The sequence below is a fragment of the Acidithiobacillus marinus genome, from assembly GCF_002847505.1.
Lineage (GTDB): Bacteria > Pseudomonadota > Gammaproteobacteria > Acidithiobacillales > Acidithiobacillaceae > Acidithiobacillus > Acidithiobacillus marinus.
The window spans coordinates 43,168-59,666 of record NZ_MXAV01000004.1; the positions used below are offsets into that span (position 1 = coordinate 43,168).

Annotated in this window: 14 protein-coding genes and 1 other RNA gene; 3 read left to right on the top strand and 12 right to left on the bottom strand. The window is 56.6% G+C overall.

Annotated features, from left to right (window positions below):
* Position 1: 1 nt before the first annotated feature.
* From mraY to rnpB, 8 genes are all read right to left on the bottom strand, one after another.
* Positions 2-1,084: a phospho-N-acetylmuramoyl-pentapeptide-transferase gene (mraY, locus tag B1757_RS00810; protein WP_101536515.1), complete on the bottom strand. Its 1,083-nt coding sequence runs from the start codon at positions 1,082-1,084 to the stop codon at positions 2-4.
* Positions 1,084-2,436 (bottom strand): UDP-N-acetylmuramoyl-tripeptide--D-alanyl-D-alanine ligase, encoded by a 1,353-nt coding sequence (locus tag B1757_RS00815; protein ID WP_101536516.1) that lies wholly within the window; start codon positions 2,434-2,436, stop codon positions 1,084-1,086. The genes mraY and B1757_RS00815 overlap by 1 nt, the downstream gene beginning before the upstream one ends.
* Positions 2,433-3,884: a UDP-N-acetylmuramoyl-L-alanyl-D-glutamate--2,6-diaminopimelate ligase gene (locus B1757_RS00820; protein WP_101536517.1), complete on the bottom strand. Its 1,452-nt coding sequence runs from the start codon at positions 3,882-3,884 to the stop codon at positions 2,433-2,435. Before B1757_RS00820 ends, B1757_RS00815 begins: the two co-directional genes overlap by 4 nt.
* A complete protein-coding gene (locus B1757_RS00825; protein ID WP_253253642.1) occupies positions 3,871-5,652 on the bottom strand; it encodes a peptidoglycan D,D-transpeptidase FtsI family protein in 1,782 nt (593 codons plus the stop codon). The genes B1757_RS00820 and B1757_RS00825 overlap by 14 nt, the downstream gene beginning before the upstream one ends.
* Positions 5,649-5,912, bottom strand: a complete 264-nt coding sequence (gene ftsL, locus B1757_RS00830) for a cell division protein FtsL (protein ID WP_101536518.1) — start codon at positions 5,910-5,912, stop codon at positions 5,649-5,651. Before ftsL ends, B1757_RS00825 begins: the two co-directional genes overlap by 4 nt.
* On the bottom strand, positions 5,902-6,861 hold the full coding sequence (rsmH, locus tag B1757_RS00835) for a 16S rRNA (cytosine(1402)-N(4))-methyltransferase RsmH (RefSeq protein ID WP_101536519.1): 960 nt from the start codon (positions 6,859-6,861) through the stop codon (positions 5,902-5,904). The genes ftsL and rsmH overlap by 11 nt, the downstream gene beginning before the upstream one ends.
* Positions 6,858-7,313 (bottom strand): division/cell wall cluster transcriptional repressor MraZ, encoded by a 456-nt coding sequence (gene mraZ / locus B1757_RS00840; protein WP_101536520.1) that lies wholly within the window; start codon positions 7,311-7,313, stop codon positions 6,858-6,860. The genes rsmH and mraZ overlap by 4 nt, the downstream gene beginning before the upstream one ends.
* A gap of 308 nt (positions 7,314-7,621) precedes the next feature.
* Positions 7,622-7,966: RNase P RNA component class A (rnpB, locus tag B1757_RS00845), an RNA gene on the bottom strand.
* A gap of 138 nt (positions 7,967-8,104) precedes the next feature.
* On the opposite strand from rnpB, the gene B1757_RS00850 reads away from it, so the two are divergent.
* Positions 8,105-8,371, top strand: a complete 267-nt coding sequence (locus B1757_RS00850) for a hypothetical protein (RefSeq protein ID WP_101536521.1) — start codon at positions 8,105-8,107, stop codon at positions 8,369-8,371.
* Here the strand turns inward: B1757_RS00850 and B1757_RS00855 are convergent.
* Genes B1757_RS00855 through B1757_RS00865 form a run of 3 tightly spaced genes read right to left on the bottom strand, consistent with a single transcriptional unit; the run spans position 8,343 to position 12,044 of the window.
* Entirely contained in the window at positions 8,343-9,683 is a 1,341-nt protein-coding gene (locus B1757_RS00855) for a tRNA nucleotidyltransferase/poly(A) polymerase family protein (RefSeq protein WP_101536522.1), read from the bottom strand. The two genes, B1757_RS00850 and B1757_RS00855, sit on opposite strands and share 29 nt — an antisense overlap.
* Before the next feature lie 5 nt (positions 9,684-9,688).
* Positions 9,689-11,422: an AMP-dependent synthetase/ligase gene (locus B1757_RS00860; protein WP_101536523.1), complete on the bottom strand. Its 1,734-nt coding sequence runs from the start codon at positions 11,420-11,422 to the stop codon at positions 9,689-9,691.
* 1 nt (position 11,423) lies between these two features.
* Positions 11,424-12,044, bottom strand: coding sequence for a glutathione S-transferase N-terminal domain-containing protein (locus tag B1757_RS00865; RefSeq protein WP_101536524.1), 621 nt, complete (start codon positions 12,042-12,044; stop codon positions 11,424-11,426).
* A gap of 290 nt (positions 12,045-12,334) precedes the next feature.
* Between B1757_RS00865 and lpxC the strand changes: the two genes are divergently transcribed.
* Positions 12,335-13,249, top strand: a complete 915-nt coding sequence (lpxC, locus tag B1757_RS00870; protein WP_101536525.1) for a UDP-3-O-acyl-N-acetylglucosamine deacetylase — start codon at positions 12,335-12,337, stop codon at positions 13,247-13,249.
* On the opposite strand, the gene B1757_RS00875 is transcribed toward lpxC, so the two are convergent.
* Positions 13,189-13,704: a DciA family protein gene (locus tag B1757_RS00875; protein ID WP_101536526.1), complete on the bottom strand. Its 516-nt coding sequence runs from the start codon at positions 13,702-13,704 to the stop codon at positions 13,189-13,191. The two genes, lpxC and B1757_RS00875, sit on opposite strands and share 61 nt — an antisense overlap.
* 50 nt (positions 13,705-13,754) lie before the next feature.
* On the opposite strand from B1757_RS00875, the gene secA reads away from it, so the two are divergent.
* Positions 13,755-16,499 (top strand): preprotein translocase subunit SecA, encoded by a 2,745-nt coding sequence (secA, locus tag B1757_RS00880; protein ID WP_101536527.1) that lies wholly within the window; start codon positions 13,755-13,757, stop codon positions 16,497-16,499.

Consider the following 16,499-nt stretch of genomic DNA (forward strand, 5'->3'; position numbering starts at 1 on the left):
ATCAGCGGATCTTCAGGCTGGAAAGGCCAATCAGCACCAGAATGATGGTGATGATCCAGAAGCGCACCGCCACACGCGGTTCCGGCCAGCCTTTTTTTTCAAAATGATGGTGGATGGGGGCCATACGAAATACCCGTTTGCCCGTCAATTTGAACGAGGTCACCTGGATCATCACCGACAGGGTTTCCATGACAAAAACCCCACCCATGATCACCAGCACCAGTTCCTGACGGGCGATGATAGCGACGATGGCCAGTGCCGCACCCAGAGCCAGCGCTCCGGTATCACCCATGAATACCTCGGCGGGATAGGTGTTGAACCAAAGAAAGCCGAGTCCGGCACCGACCAGGGCACCGCAGAAAATCAGCATCTGGCCGGAGCCGGGCACCCAGGGCAGATCCAGATAATGGGCGAACACCGCATTGCCTGAAACATAGGTAAAAATGCCCAGGGCCGCTGCTACCATGACGGTGGGGACGATCGCCAGACCGTCTAGCCCATCAGTCAGATTGACCGCATTGGAGGTGCCGACGATGACGAAATAGCTGAAGATAATAAAGCCGAAACCCAGAGGAATCAGGACGTGCGGAACAAAAGGAATAATCAGGCTGGTTTCCACGGCCTTGCTGGCCAGCCCGTACAGGACTCCGGCAGCCGCCAGGGCAAAGAGGGATTGCAGTCCGTATTTAGCCCGTGCGGAAAGACCCTTGGTATTCTGACGGCGCAATTTGCGCCAGTCGTCAATAAAGCCGATGCCGCCAAAGGCCAGGGTGGTGATAATGGCGACCCAGACCAGTGGATTACGCAGATCTGACCAGAGCAGGGTGGTGATGATGACCACCAGCAGAATCAAGGCCCCACCCATAGTGGGTGTACCCTGCTTGCTGAAGTGGCTTTCCGGTCCGTCATTACGTACCATCTGGCCGATTTTGTAATAGCGCAAACGGGCAATGAAAAAAGGCCCGATGACCAGGGACAGCACCAGGGCAGTCAGAATAGCCAGCACGCCGCGCAGGGTCAGGTACTGAAACACGTAAAACCCGTGGTAAACTTGGCCGAGTTGCATGAACAGAGCGTAAAGCATCAGGCTACTCCTGCCATGAGTGCTTGCACCACCCGTTCCATGTGCGCTGCCCTGGAGCCTTTGATCAGCACCACGGTTTCCGGGTTCAGCCGGGGTTGCAGTCTGGCAAGCAGCGGATCCATGTCCAGGAAGTGTTCGGCATCCGCCCCAAAAGCAGTGGCCGCCTCGGCAGCCAGCGGCCCCAATCCATAGAGAGCATCAATGCCTAACTGGCGGGCCAGCAGGCCTGCCTGACGATGATACAGTGCGGCGTCCGGACCCAGTTCGCCCATATCTCCAAGAACCAGAATGCGCTGACCGGACTGGGCTGCCAGAACCCGCAGCGCGGCTTCCAATGAGGCGGGATTGGCGTTGTAGGTGTCGTCGAGAAGGCGGCTGCCAGCCAGTCCCGGTCGCCATTGCAAACGTCCGGGAACCGCCTGCAATCCGGCCACGGCACGCTGAATCTGGGCAATATCCACATCCAGGGCGAGGGCCGCCGTGACCGCAGCCAGGACATTGGCGCCATTATGTTTGCCGGGCAGGGGGACTTCGAGGGTGAATTCTCCTTGTGGAGCACGTACTTCCAGTTGCTGATACAGACCGGATCCGGCCTGCCACTGTCCCTGCACCCGAGCTGGACGCTGCTCCAGACTGAAGCGCCAGATTTCTCCCGGGGCTTTTTCCGCCCAGAAGTCGGCATAGGTATCATCGCCGTTGAGAATGGCAATGCCTTGTGCATCCAGTCCCGAGAGGATCTCTCCCTTGGCGGCAGCCACAGCGGCGACACTCCCCAGTCCGGCAAGATGAGCCGGCCCGGCATTATTGATCAAAGCCAGAGTGGGCTTGGCGAGGCCGCTGAGTACTGTGAGCTCTCCGGCATGATTCATGCCCATTTCCAGAACGGCATAACGATGTTCCGCGCCCAGTCTTGCCAAGGTCAGGGGCACACCCAGGTGATTATTCTGATTGCCATGGGTGGACAGCACCGGCCCGTGCTCGTTGAGGATGGCAGTCAGGACCTCTTTGACCGTGGTTTTGCCACAGGAGCCGGTAATCGCCACGAAAGGGATACTGAAGCGTTGCCGCCACTGCGCTGCCAGCTTCTGAAAGGCGACCAGCGTATCTTGAACCAGGATTCCCGGGGCCTCCACTGTACGCTGGCAGAGCACTGCGCTGGCGCCCTGGGCGAGTGCCGCCGGGACGAAATCCGCCCCGTCAAAGTGCTCTCCGGCGAGGGCCACAAACAGCTTGCCAAGCATGGGGTGACGGCTGTCGGTGGCAACGCCGTGAATTTCGTCCTTGCCCTGGCTGCCCGGCAGCAATTGGCCACCGGTGATGCGGGCGATATCATTCAGTGCGTAACGGATCATGATCGGAGGGCCTCCATGGCGACCTGCTGATCCTGAAAGGGGAATTTTTGACCCTGGATTTCCTGGGTGCGTTCGTGGCCTTTGCCAGCGATCAATACCCAGTCCCCATGTTCTGCCTGACGAATGGCTGTATGGATAGCAGCTGTCCGTTCATGAATGACTTCAGCGGCAGCGGAATTGTGCATGCCTGCCAGAATGTCCTGAACAATGCTTGCAGGGCTTTCACTGCGGGGGTTGTCGTCAGTAATAATGACGTGATCGGCAAAGCGCTCGGCTACGCCACCCATTTCCGGACGTTTACCCCGATCCCGGTCTCCCCCACAGCCGAACACCAGATGGATTTTTCCCTTGACGATGGCGCGCAGGTCTTTCAGTACCCGTTCGAGCGCATCCGGAGTGTGGGCATAATCGATCATCACCTGCGCCTTGCCCGGTTCAGAGGGCAGACGCTGATAGCGTCCTTCCGGCAAATCCAGCCGGCGGATCTGCGCCTCCGTGACCGTCCAGCCCAGCCCTTCGGCAGTGGCCAGGGCCGCCATTAAATTCTGCACATTACAATCGCCAATGAGCGGGCTTCGCCATTGTTGCGCGCCCTTCGCACTCTCGACGGTCAGCAGAGTACCGCTGGCTCCGGAATGCAGGTCTTTCAACTGGAAATCGCAGGGAGATTTTCCGAAACCGATTATTTTCACTTGAGGATCTATCTGATGGGCCAGCACTTCGGAAAAAGGCTCGTCGTGATTCAAAACAGCCAGTTGCAATTCCGGAAAGCGAAACAGGCGGGCCTTGGCCGCGCCGTAGTGCTGCATGTCTCCGTGAAAATCCAGATGATCACGACTGAGATTGGTAAACACCGCCACCTGGAAAGGCACGGCCGCCACCCGGCCAAGGACCAGGGCATGAGAGGAGACCTCCAGCGCAATGACCTTGGCACCCTGAGCGCGAAGCAAGGCCAGCGTTTCCCACAGACGCACCGCTTCCGGTGTGGTGTTGGCATGGGCGACCAGGGCATTGACCGGACCGTAACCCAGGGTCCCGATGAGCATGGCGGGTTGCGGCGCCAATTCGGCAATCAGGCGGGTCACACTGCTTTTGCCGTTGGTACCGGTCACGCCGATCAACACCGGTGTTTCCTGCTCATCCCATTGATGCCAGCGCCGCAAGGCGTGACCGAGCTTTTCGCGTAGATCCGTACTTTGCCAGCAGAGATGTCCTTTTTCTTCGGAAATCAGGGCGTTATGATCTCCTTCCAGCACTGCGGCAGCGGCACCCGCCTGCCAGGCCTGGAGTAAATAATGATCAGCATTCCCATGCTGGTTGCGCAAGCCCACATAGAGCATGCCGGGATGCAGGCGGCGGGTATCGGTTTCGATACCCGTTACGATCAGTTCTGCCAGCGCGGTAGGCAGGTCATCGAAAAGTCGGGAGAGTGGTTCAGTGCGCGGCATCACCCACTCCTTCCGCCCAACGCTGGGTTTCGCTGGCTGACGCCTGATGGGCTGCCGTGGCACTTTCCAAGAGTGCGGGATTCGGTTGGATGCCCATGCTTTGCAGGGCGGCTGCCATGGTCACCCGAAATACCGGGGCAGCGACGACCCCGCCATAGCGCCAGCCCTGGGTGGGACCACGGACGACGACAGCCATGACCAGGCGGGGGTTCCGGGCAGGCGCAAAACCGACAAAAGTGGTATTCACCTGATTTTTATGGAAACCCCCTTTGCCGTTGGCGATGATGGAAGTTCCGGTTTTGCCCGCCACGCTGTACCCGGGAATGCTGGCCAGAAAGCCGGTGCCCCCGGGGCCGGTGACGCCGGTCAGCCACTGGGTCAGGCGGGCGGCGGTAGCGGCGGGCATGATCCGGGTGCCTTTTGCACCGGGATTTTCCTGGCGAATCAGGGTCGGTGCTACATACACACCTTGATTGGCAATGGCCCCATAGGCTGCGGCCAGTTGCAGGGGGGTCACGGACAGACCATATCCGTAAGCCATGGCCGCTCTGCGGGCAATATCCCAACCCTGCCAGGCGGGCAGGGTTCCGGAACTCTCTCCGGGAAGTCCGAGGCCACTGCTCTGCCCAAAACCAGCCTGCCGGAGCATATGAAAAAGGTCGGCCGGCGGTGTGCGCAGGGAAATTTTGGCCGCCCCGATGTTGCTGGAATACTTGAGTACCTGGGCCAGATCCAGATTGTTGTGGCGGACATCATCCTGAATGCAGAAGCGGGCCACCCGAAAACAGTTGGTATTGACGTTGAAAGTGGCATCGGGCTGGATGCTCTGGTCGTCCAGTGCAGCGGCAATGGTAAAAGGTTTCATCACCGAGCCCGGTTCGAAGGTGTCGGCAATGGCCCGATTGTTGTAAAGAGCTGCTTGATAATCGCTGCGATCATTGGGGTTGAAAGCCGGATAACTGACCATGGCCAGCACTTCGCCACTTTGCGCATCCATCAGCACTGCGGCTCCCGAACGGGCCTGAAAACGCTGCACTGCTGAGGCCAGACTGGTGTAGGCCACATACTGGAGATGGCGATCAATGCTGAGGGTCAGGGCTTTACCGGGCTGGGCAGCGTGCGCAGGACCACGCAAGCTCAGAGGATGACCGTAATTGTCCCGCAAGCCGGTCTCTTCCCCGGCCTTGCCCGTCAACCACTGGTTATATGCCAGTTCCAGGCCTTCAATACCGTTACCATCGACATTGGTAAAGCCGATGAGCGGGGCGGCAATGCTCCCGGCAGGGTAATAACGACGATTTTCATTCAGGCTATACAATCCGGGAACCCGTAGTGCCGTGATTTTTTCGGCACGCTCGGGATCAATCTGGCGGGCGATAAAAGCAAAATGGCTGCCGCCATTGTGGACACGAGTTTGCAGTTCGTTGACGCTGATCCCCAGATCCGCAGCGACTTGCGGCCATTTTTGGTGCTGCTGGCTGAAAATCTGCGGATCTACCCAGAGGGTTTTGACCGGGACCGACAAGGCCAGCGGCTTGCCATGGCGATCAAAGATGGAGCCACGTTGTACTGGCAATGGAAAATGACGCAAATAGCGCTGGGCGCCTTGGTCGCGCAAAAACTGGCCATGCTCCACCTGCGCGCGCCAGGCCTGGACCATGATGGTAGCGAAAGCCAGTGTTACGGCTGCCCACACGGCGGTCGCCCGCCACGCCGGTAAGGCGGCGCGGACGGGGATTTTTGCCGGATGTGCAGAGGTGGGATTCACTGGGCTTTCACCATCACGATCTGATTGTTTTTCGGCGCGCTCAAGCCCAGCTTCTGGCGGGCAATATCCCCTACCCGGGCATTGGAGGCGAGGGTGGCCTGCTCCAACTGCAATTGTCCCCAGCGATTGTCCAGGGCGAAATGTTTGGCCTGCGCTTCCTGCAGGGCAATGAACTGACTGCGGGTGTTTTCCCGGGCTGCCACTATACCGATCAGGGTGACCATGATGAGAATGGCCAGAATCACCGTGCTACGCCGCATGACGATCACTCCTTTCCGCAACTCTGAGTACGGCAGAACGGGAACGGGGGTTCATCTGGACCTCTGCGGCGCCGGCCCGCAGACTTTTGCCAATGGCCCGCCAGGGTAAGGGCGGGATTTCAGCCGCACGCAGCGGTAAATCGCTGCTGACCCGATAGCTGTCCGCCCGAAAAAACCGCTTCACCATGCGGTCTTCCAGAGAATGAAAGCTGATAATGGCCAAACGCCCGCCCGCCCGGAGCGCTGCCATGGCTTCGGGCAGAAACTGTTCCAACTCTTCCAGTTCGTGATTGATGAATATGCGAATCCCCTGAAAACTGCGGGTTGCCGGATTGAACCCGGGATCATGGCGGGGAACTACAGTGGCGATCAGTGCAGCCAACTGCCCGGTGCGCTGCAGGGGGGTCTGGGTCCGCTCCTGGACGATTTTACGGGCAATGGGGCGGGCGAAGCGTTCCTCACCATAATTTTTCAGGACTTGGCTGATTTCTTTTTCGGCGGCAGTATTCAGCCACTCTGCAGCGCTGATACCCGTATCGGGATCCATGCGCATATCCAAAGGACCATCGCGCAGAAAGCTGAAGCCGCGTTCTGCTTCATCAAGCTGGGGAGAAGAAACACCCAAATCGGCGAGAATGGCGTCCACACTATCCCAATCGAGACTTTGGAGTACGGCGCGAATCTCGCTGAAGCGCGCCTGACGCACGACCACCCGTTCGTCATGGCCGAAACGCTCTTGCAGGGCAGCAACAGCGCTGGGATCGCGATCCAGAATCAGGAGCATATCCTGATGCTGCAGGTGTTCCAGTAATGCTGCACTATGGCCGCCACGGCCGCCGGTAGCATCCACGCAACGCCGCACAGCCCCCGCACCGAGCGCAGGCAGAAGCATGGCGACACTTTCTTGCAGAAGAACGGTGACGTGCGAGCCGGGAGCGGGCGTCTTCATAGAACGAGATCCCCCAGGCTGGCAAAACCCTCGCTATCACTGAGGCTGTTTTCCTGATAGCGGTCCCAACACTGCGCATCCCAGATCTCGAATTTGTTGATTTGTCCGACAACCACCAGCTCCTTATCAAGTTCGGCAAAGCGGCGCAGGTTGGGTGAGAGAAGAATACGGGCCTGACTATCCAGGCGCATTTCTTCTGACTGACCCACAAACATTCGTTGGAATTGTCGAGCCTTGGGATTGTTGCTGGGCAGTTCAGCCACCTTGGCCTCTACTTTTTCCCAGGTGGGTAACGGGTATGCGACCAGGCAATGTTCCCCGGGACGGCTCTGCACGTCGATGGTCACCACTATCTGGCCGTCACAATGGGCATTCAGCCAGTCGCGGAAACGCGCCGGGACGTTCATGCGCCCCTTGCTATCGAGATTGTGTCGATGCGTTCCCCTAAACATGCTGCAGCCTTCTCCAGATTCTTCCACATTTACCCACTTTCACCCACGAAGTGAAGATTAGAGGGGATGCTGCTTACTGTCAAGGATAAATCTTGAATAATTACGGCATGTTAGCGCATGTTTATGAAGGCGTATAAAACACTTTAAAGGATTACTGTAATTCAAGGATTATGAAGTATAAAGTGCTCATACCCCTTATTGCTGAAGGGAGTAAGTGGATAGCGACTGAATGCTAAAAAGAATAGTTATTTGATTTTAATCAACGGATTGTAAATGTGACGCGGAGATATTGCTGCTGAAGCGTTGAAAATGGGAGTGAGCCGATAAGCCGGGTTCTGTCGTGGACGACCATTCCTCTAGGCCAGCACTTACGCGCAGGCTCCAGCAATCTACCCGCATGCACCGCGGACCACGGTATCGCATGCCTATTTGATCTTGCTCCAGGCGGGGTTTTCCCTGCCATTTCCGTTACCGGAAATGCGGTGCGCTCTTACCGCACCTTTTCACCCTTACCGGCGCTTGCGCGCTTGGCGGTATATTTTCTGTGGCACTTTCCGTAGGCTCACGCCTCCCGGCCGTTAACCGGCGCCTTGCCCTGTGGAGCCCGGACTTTCCTCTCCGGATCAATCCGCAGCGGTCGTCTGGCTCACTCCGAGGCGGATCATACGCGTTTTCAAGCCTCTTGTCAGAAGAAAAAAGGCCGCATTGACGAGCTATACTGTGTATCTGAGAGTGATTCAGTATCGAATAGCTTGTTTGTTACTGACAGCGTTTTATGGAGGATAAAAGCCATGATTAATGACAGCTTTCTGGATGAGGCCCGCGAAGTCCCGTCCACCGCCCCCATGGAAAGAGTGGTGGCGTGGTCTGTTTTTCGGAGTCGGGCAGATGCCCGCAATCTGCTGGACCATGTCCATCTGGCACCCGGGCAGGCATTGGTCGGTGGTCACGGTCAGGACAGTGTGGCCCCTTACTGGTGGGTAGGGGTGCAAGTACAGGATATGGGGCAATGGGGAAATGCCACAGCAGTCAACAAGAAGGGGCGCCTGGGAGATTGAGCTCGGGAAAAAGGCCGCGCATGGCTTTGAGTAATACGCGACGATCGCGATGACTTTCCAGGACCTGCTTCTGGTAGGCGCTGCGCAATATCTGGCCGAGCCTGGGTCCCGGAGAAATGCCCAGATCCAGTAGGTCTTCACCCCGCAGTAAGGCGTCGGGGAGGGTTTCCCAGAGTCCCAGTTGCTGCCAGATCTCGCGGGTGCTGGTGATGGCCGGGACGTCGCGGTGTCCGGCTCCCTGGGCATCAGCCAGAGCCAAGTCGAGAAGGAGGCCGCGATCCGGCACCTGAAGAGCCAAGCGGGCATAGGCCTTGCGACCGGCCTGGGCATGGAACAAGGCATGGGGAGCCCCATGCCAGCGCAGTAAGGGTATGATCTGTGACAGCAGATGCGCGCCGGGAAAGTAGCGGCTGAGAAAAAGTGTGGCAGGCGCCAGGATCTGCTCATGACCGATGGCTCGCCATATCTGCCGGGCGTCCCGTCGGGTACAGATCGCTTTGCCGAGATCGTGTAACAGTGCCGCCAGCATCAGCACAATATCCCTAGCTGGTTGATCCTGGCGTAGCTTGGCCGCTTCAGCCAGCACTTTACCGGTATGTATCCAGACATCGCCTTCGGGATGGGCATCGGGGCGCTGTGGGGCAGCCTGTAAGGCGGCGAGAGCCGGAAAAGCCTGGATGCTGCCGGTTTGCGCCAAAGCGTCCCAGGCTCTGCGCAGATTGCGCCCGCGCAAGAGCAGCGCCTCCCACTCCTTGCGCAGTCGTTCGGCCGGAAGCTCCGGCAATGCTACTGCCAGTTTTTGGCAGATACCGACGCTCGCGGCATCCAGATGAAAATTCAGTTGTCCGACTAGACGTGCAGCCCGAAAAGCTCTCAGGGGATCCTCGACAAAAGTGTCAGGACGTACCATGCGCAGACGTTTTTCCTGAAGATCGCGAAGGCCGCCGACCGCATCCAGCACCTGTCCCGTTCGCCAGTCCCAGGCCAGAGCGTTGACGGTAAAGTCACGCCGCCGGGCGGCAATGGACCAGGGGAGATGAGGATCGGGTATTCCCCCGCTTTGGGGCAGGGCAATTTCGGCACCGGCCACTACCCAGACGGCACAACGGGCGCCCACCCGGTGCGCGGCAAAAGGGGCGAGACATGCTTCCAGACGATTTTCGCTCAATCCGGAAACCTCCAGATCCCAGTCATGCACAGGCAAGCCCAACAAGCTGTCGCGTACCGCCCCGCCCACCAGCAGGATTCTCGCTCCCGCTTGTTCCAGTGCGGCGAAAACCGGCATGAGTCTGGGCGGTAACGTGATGTCCATGAGATTTATGGGTTGCGCATCTCGGTCAGTAACTCGGCGTAGCGTTCGGCAACCACCCGGCGTTTGATTTTCAGGGTGGGAGTGATCTCGCCGTGGGCCTCGCTCAAGGCTTCCGGCAACAGCGCAAAACGCCGCACCTGTTCATAGGAAGGCAGATCCCGCAAGGCAGCGGTAAGGCTTTCCTGAATGGCTTTGCGGAGAATGCTGACATCAGGATTGCCACCAAAGCGCGCCTCCACCTGTTCCGGGTTGGGGAAAATCAGGGCGCTCAAATAAGGCAAGCGATCGCCAAATACCACAGCCTGACTGATCAGAGGTTGTGCCATCAGGCGCATCTCGATTTTTTGCGGAGGGATATTTTCACCTGCCGAATTGACGATCAGATCTTTTTTGCGATCACAGATAGTCAGATACCCTGCTGCATCGAGGCTGCCCACATCTCCAGTATGTAACCAGTCCGCGACGATGGTTTCCTGGGTGGCACTGTCATTATTCCAGTAGCCGGACATGATGGATGGTCCACGCACCAGTATCTCGCCATCTTCGGCGATACGTCCCTGCAGGTTGGGCAGGAAGCGTCCGACGGTTCCGGGACGGATATCCTCCAGAGGATTGGCAGCGATGACTGGGCTGGCCTCGGTCATGCCGTAACCTTCGACAACGGGAAGCCCGATTTCCAGGAAGAAGCGGGCAATATCTGCATCCAGCGGCGCTCCACCCGACACAAAAAACTGCAGACGCCCTCCTAGTTTTTTGCGCAAACCAGAGGCGAGCAGGTGTCGGGCGATCTGTTTTTGCCATTGGGGTGCGGGTCGCTTCCCGGCACCGAGGCCCGCACCACGTTGCATGAATCTTCCCAAGACTCCCTTGCGGTCCTCAATGCCCCGCCGAATCCGACTGTACAGTAATTGAAAAACGCGAGGTACAGCGATGACGATATCCGGATGAGCCGCTTCCATATCCCGCAGAACCGTGTCCGGACGCTCGGCATAGGCGACTTCCAATCCCAGCAAATAGGCGCCAAAATGCCCGGTTCCCCGTTCAAACACATGGGAGAGAGGCAGGATGGATAGCAGTCGCTGTCCACGCCGCAAAGGAACCAATGGTAAAAATCCGGCGATATTGCTGAGAATGTTGCCATGAGTAAGGATCACCCCTTTGGGCCAGCCGGTGGTCCCTGATGTGTAGACAATGCTGGCTATCTGTTCTTTGTGCAGTTCGGCAAGCCGTTCTGTCCGCTCTTGCTGCTGGGCGGAAGTGTTATCCTGCTCCAGTTGGGCCCAGTGACCAAGGCCGGTACTTTGTGCTGCTGCTGGATCTCTGAGCAGAATGCGTTCCGTGGGTATCCCCCAACCCTCGCTCTGCATTTTTTCCCACTCCTGTCGACCTTCCAGCAATACCAGTCCGGCGCCACTATCGCCGAGGACATAGTGAATTTCCCGGGGGCTGAAACTAGGATAAAGTGGGACGGTGATGGCACCTATGCTGAGAATGGCAAAATCCATGATGGCCCAGTCCATGGAATTGGGCGCCATCAAAATGACTCTTTCCCCGCGTTTGACGCCTAGGCGGAGTAAACCTTCGGCGCGCGCCAGCACTTTGGCCTGAAACTGGGCGGCGCTGACTTTCTGGAAACCCTGTTTCTGCCTTTCCAGGGCAATACAACCCTGAGGGTCCAGGTTGCATCGCGCAAATAATCCTTCCGGCAGGCTTTTAAGCCGACCAAAGTCTGCCGTCATTTCAGCGCATGGCCTTCTCAGTAGGCGTCAGACAGCGTTTGAAGCTCTCCATCTGGAATAGACGATCCATGTATTCCTGAGTGGCTTTGGCTGCTGCGGGCAGGCTGATACCCAACACCGGAAAGCGCCAGAGCAGGGGGGCGATGGCGCAGTCCAGAATGGACAGCTCATCACCAAAAAGAAAGCGTTGCTGGGTGAAAATCGCGCTGAGTCCGGCCATGGTGCTGCGAACCTGTTCCTTGGCGGCCTTGTTTTGTTCCGGGCTGTAGCCGGGCTGAAACAGCGGAGCAAACCAGTCCTGATCAAAGCGCAGCAGACCCATACGCACTTTGGCCCGGGAGATGGGATCCACAGGAATAAGTGGCGGATGCGGAAAACGTTCGTCCAGATACTCCATGATCAGTACGGATTCATGGATGGCGAGGTCCCGGTCCAGTAAGGTGGGAACCTGATTGTAGGCATTCAGTTCGGCCAGTTCGTCAGGCTTCTGAGCAAGATCCACTTCGATGGTCTGATATTCCATCGCTTTTTCTTCCAGGACAAAACGCACACGATGCGCATACACACAATCTTCACTGGAATATAAGGTCATCAGGGTTTTTTTACTGCTGGGTGTGGCCATAGGTGAACTTCCTTGATCGAAAATGAAGGTATTTCCATATATGAAATTCCAGCGGAGTTTCATTGAAGCCGAGATTATACATGACTGATGCAATATTGGGGGCATTTTCCCAAAAGCCACTATTTAAGAAAAAACTTATTTGTTAACAATTGTCAATACGGCTTGTCGAAGGCAGCGAGTCGCTGTACACTGCCTGACCAGTCGGTAAGTTGTATAGAGACAACAAATTGTTGTAGCCTAACCCAAACACATAGGGAGAGCGGTCCTGGGGATCGCACAGGAATAATGCCATGATCCGTCAGCGCACGCTTAAAAATATGATATGGGGTACCGGAATTGGTTTGCACAGTGGCCGCAAGGTTTACCTGGGTCTGCGGCCAGCGCCAGTCAACACGGGCATCGTGTTTCATCGCAGCGATATCGAAGGCGGTGCCTGGATTAAAGCCGATCCCTTGCATGTGGTGGATACCCGTCTGTCCACTAATATAGGCGACGGACAAATTCGTGTGGGTACCATTGAGCATTTGATGTCGGCGCTGGCGGGCCTGGGTATTGATAATGCCTATATCGATCTGGATGGTCCCGAGGTCCCGATTATGGACGGCAGTGCGGCCCCTTTTGTATTTTTGATTCAGTGCGCCGGTATTGAAGAACAGAATGCGCCCAAGCGCTTTATTCGTATTACCCAGCCGCTGCTGGCCGAAGATGGTGATCGTTGGGTGAGTCTGGAGCCCTTTGATGGATTCAAGGTCAGTTTCACCATAGATTTTGACCACCCTGTGGTAAAAAACGGGGGCCAGGATGTGACGGTGGATTTTTCACGGACGTCTTACTTGAAAGAAGTAGCGCGTGCGCGGACTTTTGGATTCATGCGCGAGGTGGAAACTCTCCGGAAAATGGGCCTGGCTCTGGGTGGCAATCTCGATAATGCCATTGTCGTGGATGATTACCGTATTCTCAATGAAGAAGGCTTGCGTTATACCAATGAATTCGTTCGCCACAAGGTGCTTGATTCCATTGGTGATTTGTATCTTCTTGGGCATCCCCTGGTCGGACATTTTTCCGGACACAAGGCGGGTCATGCCCTGAATAACAGCCTGTTACGCGCCTTGCTCAAGCGCCAGGATGCCTGGGAATTTGTCGATTACTCTGAAGCTTCGGCACCCTTTTCCTTCGCCGAAACTCTGGTTACCTCTCCCGCCTGAATCTGTTCCAGAGTCGCCGCCAGGCGCAGCATGGCGGCAGCAATGTCTGCGGTCATGGCTCTTCCACTTTCCCGGAGTACGGGCGCGGCTTGTGCCGCATAATGAAGCTTTTGCTTGGGTGCCGGGGATTGGGCCGGCAATTGCGCCTGCCAGGGCCTGACGCTGGATTGAATTTGGTGTACCGGCGCGTCGGGAAAGGCTTTGTTCCAGCTGTTGATCAATTTTTTTTCATGGCGGCGTAACCAGCTGTGCCAAACCGGGCTCTGGCAAAGTACCTGCAGCGTGTTATTTGACCAGCCCGCCAGCCAGGTGCAATCCTGGGCCTCCAGGCCTAGCAAGGCATTCCAGGCAGCTTGACGTTCCCGCAGCTGCTGGGCTTTTTGCAAAATAGTTCCGATATGGCCCGGCTGGTGACGAGCAAAGGGGCGCTGTGCGCGCTGTCGTTTATCATTCATGGGCTTTCATGCTAACCTGCACAATATTTTTTACCTAGGTTTGTTTATTCATGTTTGGAACCATCATCCGTCATGTGGTTGGTAGTCGCAATGAGCGTCTGATCAAGAAGGCCAGCGTGGTAGTCGCCCGGATCAATGCCCTGGAAGAACAATACCAGGCCATGGACGATGCCACCCTTGCGGCGCAGACGGCGATTTTCAAGGAGCGCATTGCCCAGGGTGAGTCTCTGGACGCCATCCTTCCCGAGGCTTTCGCCGTGGTGCGCGAAGTGACTCGTCGGGTCATGGGCATGCGTCATTATGACGTGCAGTTGATTGGCGGATACATGCTGCATGAAGGTAAAATTGCCGAAATGCGCACAGGCGAAGGTAAGACCCTGGTGGCCACCCTGCCGGCGTATCTCAATGCCTTGCTCGGCAAGGGGGTGCATGTCATCACGGTCAATGATTATCTGGCCAGCCGCGATGCCCAATGGGTCGCGAAAATTCATAATTTTCTTGGTGTCAGCGTGGGGACCATTATTTCCGATTTATCTACGGAAGATCGCCGTGCAGCCTACGCGGCAGATATTACCTACGGCACCAATAACGAATTTGGTTTCGATTATCTGCGCGATAACATGGCTTTTTCTCCGGCCGATCGCGTACAACGAGGCTTGCATTACGCCATTATTGACGAGGTGGACTCTATCCTCATCGATGAAGCCCGGACCCCGCTGATTATCAGTGGTCCTACCGAAGAAAATACCGATTTGTATTTTCGCGTGGACAAACTGGTAGGGGAGTTTGTCGTCGATGAAGATTATACGATTGACGAAAAAGCCAAGCAGGTGATGCTTACCGAAGAGGGTATCGAAAAAGCCGAGCGGTTGATGGCCGAACATGGCCTGTTGACCGAGGACAATCTCTACGACCTGGCCAATGTCACCTTGGTCCATCATCTCAATCAGGCACTGCGGGCCCATGTCATCTATCATCGCGAAACCGACTACATTGTGCGCGAGGGTGAAGTCTGCATTGTCGATGAATTCACCGGGCGCATGATGACCGGCCGGCGCTGGTCCGACGGACTGCATCAGGCGGTGGAGGCCAAGGAGGGGGTTGAAGTCCAGAATGAGAATCAGACCCTGGCATCCATCACCTTCCAGAATTACTTCCGGATGTATGAAAAACTGTCGGGCATGACCGGTACGGCGGACACCGAAGCCTTTGAGCTGAACCAGATCTACAACCTGGAAGTGGTCGTCATTCCGACCCATAAGCCGGTGCGGCGTCTGGATATGGCCGATCTCATCTATCGCACCGCCCAGGAAAAATGGACCGCCATTGTCGAGGATATTCGCGATTGCCACCAGCGCGGTCAGCCGGTACTGGTGGGTACGACCTCCATTGAACACAACGAGTTTTTATCTCATCTGCTCAAGCAGGCTAAAATTCCGCACGAAGTCCTGAATGCCAAGCAGCATCAACGAGAGGCGGAAATCATTGCCCAGGCAGGCACTCCCGGTGCGGTGACCATTGCCACCAATATGGCCGGTCGTGGAACCGATATTGTCCTGGGCGGCAATGTCGGGCATCAGGTAGATATGGTGCTGGCGAATCCGGATCTGGACGAAGAGAGCAAAAGTGTGCGTGCCGAAGGCCTGAAAAATGGTTGGCAAGATCTCCATGACCGGGCCATTGAAGCGGGTGGTTTGCATATTATCGGTACCGAAAGACATGAGTCCCGGCGCGTCGATAATCAGCTGCGCGGTCGTTCCGGCCGTCAGGGAGATCCGGGCACCACCCGTTTTTATCTCTGTCTGGAAGATCCCCTGATGCGGATTTTCGGTAGCGATCGCCTGGGTGGCTTGATGCAGAAACTGGGTATGAAAGAAGGAGAGGCCATAGAGCATCCCTGGGTGACCAAATCCATTGAAAACGCCCAACGCAAGGTGGAAAGTCGCAACTTCGACATTCGTAAACAGTTGTTGGAATATGATGATGTCGCGAATGAGCAGCGCAAAATCATCTACCAGCAACGCAATGCCTTTATGGATGCGGATGATGTCAGTGCAGAAATCCAGATGTTGCGGGAAGACGTGCTGGACGCCGTGCTGGCTGACTACACTCCCGCCGGGGTCATGGAAGAACAATGGGATGTGCCGGGCCTGGAATCTGCCTTGCAGCGGGTGTTCGGGCTGGAGGCGCCTGTTGCGCAATGGCTGGAAGCCGACAAACAGCTGAATTACGACGGCTTGCGGACCCGAATCATGGAGATGGTACAGGCAGCTTATGCGGAAAAAGAGGCCTTGATGGGCAGCGAAATGGCGCGCCATTTTGAAAAGTCCGTTATGTTGCAAGTGCTGGACAGCCAATGGAAAGATCATCTGGCGAGTATGGACCATCTGCGCGAAGGTATTCATTTGCGGGGTTATGCCCAGAAAAATCCCAAGCAGGAGTATAAAAAAGAGTCTCTGGCCATGTTCAACAGCATGCTGGCGCGGATGCGCGAAGAGGTCATCAGCACCTTGTCGCGTCTGCATGTCAGCCCCGCCGCTGAGACCATGGATTGGGACACCTTGGCCCGGGCTGCGGCACCTCAGCATCTGCAGTTTTCCCATCCGGATTTTGCGGCGGAAACGGCTGCGGATAATATCGGTTTATCGACAGTTGCCGGTACGGTTCTGGGGGAAAGCATGGCCGAAGTTGCTGGTCAATCTCCCTTGCAGGTGGATGATAAAATTGGCAGAAATCAGCCCTGTCCCTGTGGTTCAGGGAAAAAATACAAGCATTGTCACGGACGTTTGCAATAA

What these genes read in the sequence shown, in the direction of transcription:
- mraY (WP_101536515.1), bottom strand. Translation starts at nt 1,084, where the DNA reads ATGCTTTACGCTCTGTTCATGCAACTCGGCCAAGTTTACCACGGGTTT.
- B1757_RS00815 (WP_101536516.1), bottom strand. Translation starts at nt 2,436, where the DNA reads ATGATCCGTTACGCACTGAATGATATCGCCCGCATCACCGGTGGCCAA.
- B1757_RS00820 (WP_101536517.1), bottom strand. Translation starts at nt 3,884, where the DNA reads ATGCCGCGCACTGAACCACTCTCCCGACTTTTCGATGACCTGCCTACC.
- ftsL (WP_101536518.1), bottom strand. Translation starts at nt 5,912, where the DNA reads ATGCGGCGTAGCACGGTGATTCTGGCCATTCTCATCATGGTCACCCTG.
- rsmH (WP_101536519.1), bottom strand. Translation starts at nt 6,861, where the DNA reads ATGAAGACGCCCGCTCCCGGCTCGCACGTCACCGTTCTTCTGCAAGAA.
- mraZ (WP_101536520.1), bottom strand. Translation starts at nt 7,313, where the DNA reads ATGTTTAGGGGAACGCATCGACACAATCTCGATAGCAAGGGGCGCATG.
- B1757_RS00850 (WP_101536521.1), top strand. Translation starts at nt 8,105, where the DNA reads ATGATTAATGACAGCTTTCTGGATGAGGCCCGCGAAGTCCCGTCCACC.
- B1757_RS00855 (WP_101536522.1), bottom strand. Translation starts at nt 9,683, where the DNA reads ATGGACATCACGTTACCGCCCAGACTCATGCCGGTTTTCGCCGCACTG.
- B1757_RS00860 (WP_101536523.1), bottom strand. Translation starts at nt 11,422, where the DNA reads ATGACGGCAGACTTTGGTCGGCTTAAAAGCCTGCCGGAAGGATTATTT.
- B1757_RS00865 (WP_101536524.1), bottom strand. Translation starts at nt 12,044, where the DNA reads ATGGCCACACCCAGCAGTAAAAAAACCCTGATGACCTTATATTCCAGT.
- lpxC (WP_101536525.1), top strand. Translation starts at nt 12,335, where the DNA reads ATGATCCGTCAGCGCACGCTTAAAAATATGATATGGGGTACCGGAATT.
- B1757_RS00875 (WP_101536526.1), bottom strand. Translation starts at nt 13,704, where the DNA reads ATGAATGATAAACGACAGCGCGCACAGCGCCCCTTTGCTCGTCACCAG.
- secA (WP_101536527.1), top strand. Translation starts at nt 13,755, where the DNA reads ATGTTTGGAACCATCATCCGTCATGTGGTTGGTAGTCGCAATGAGCGT.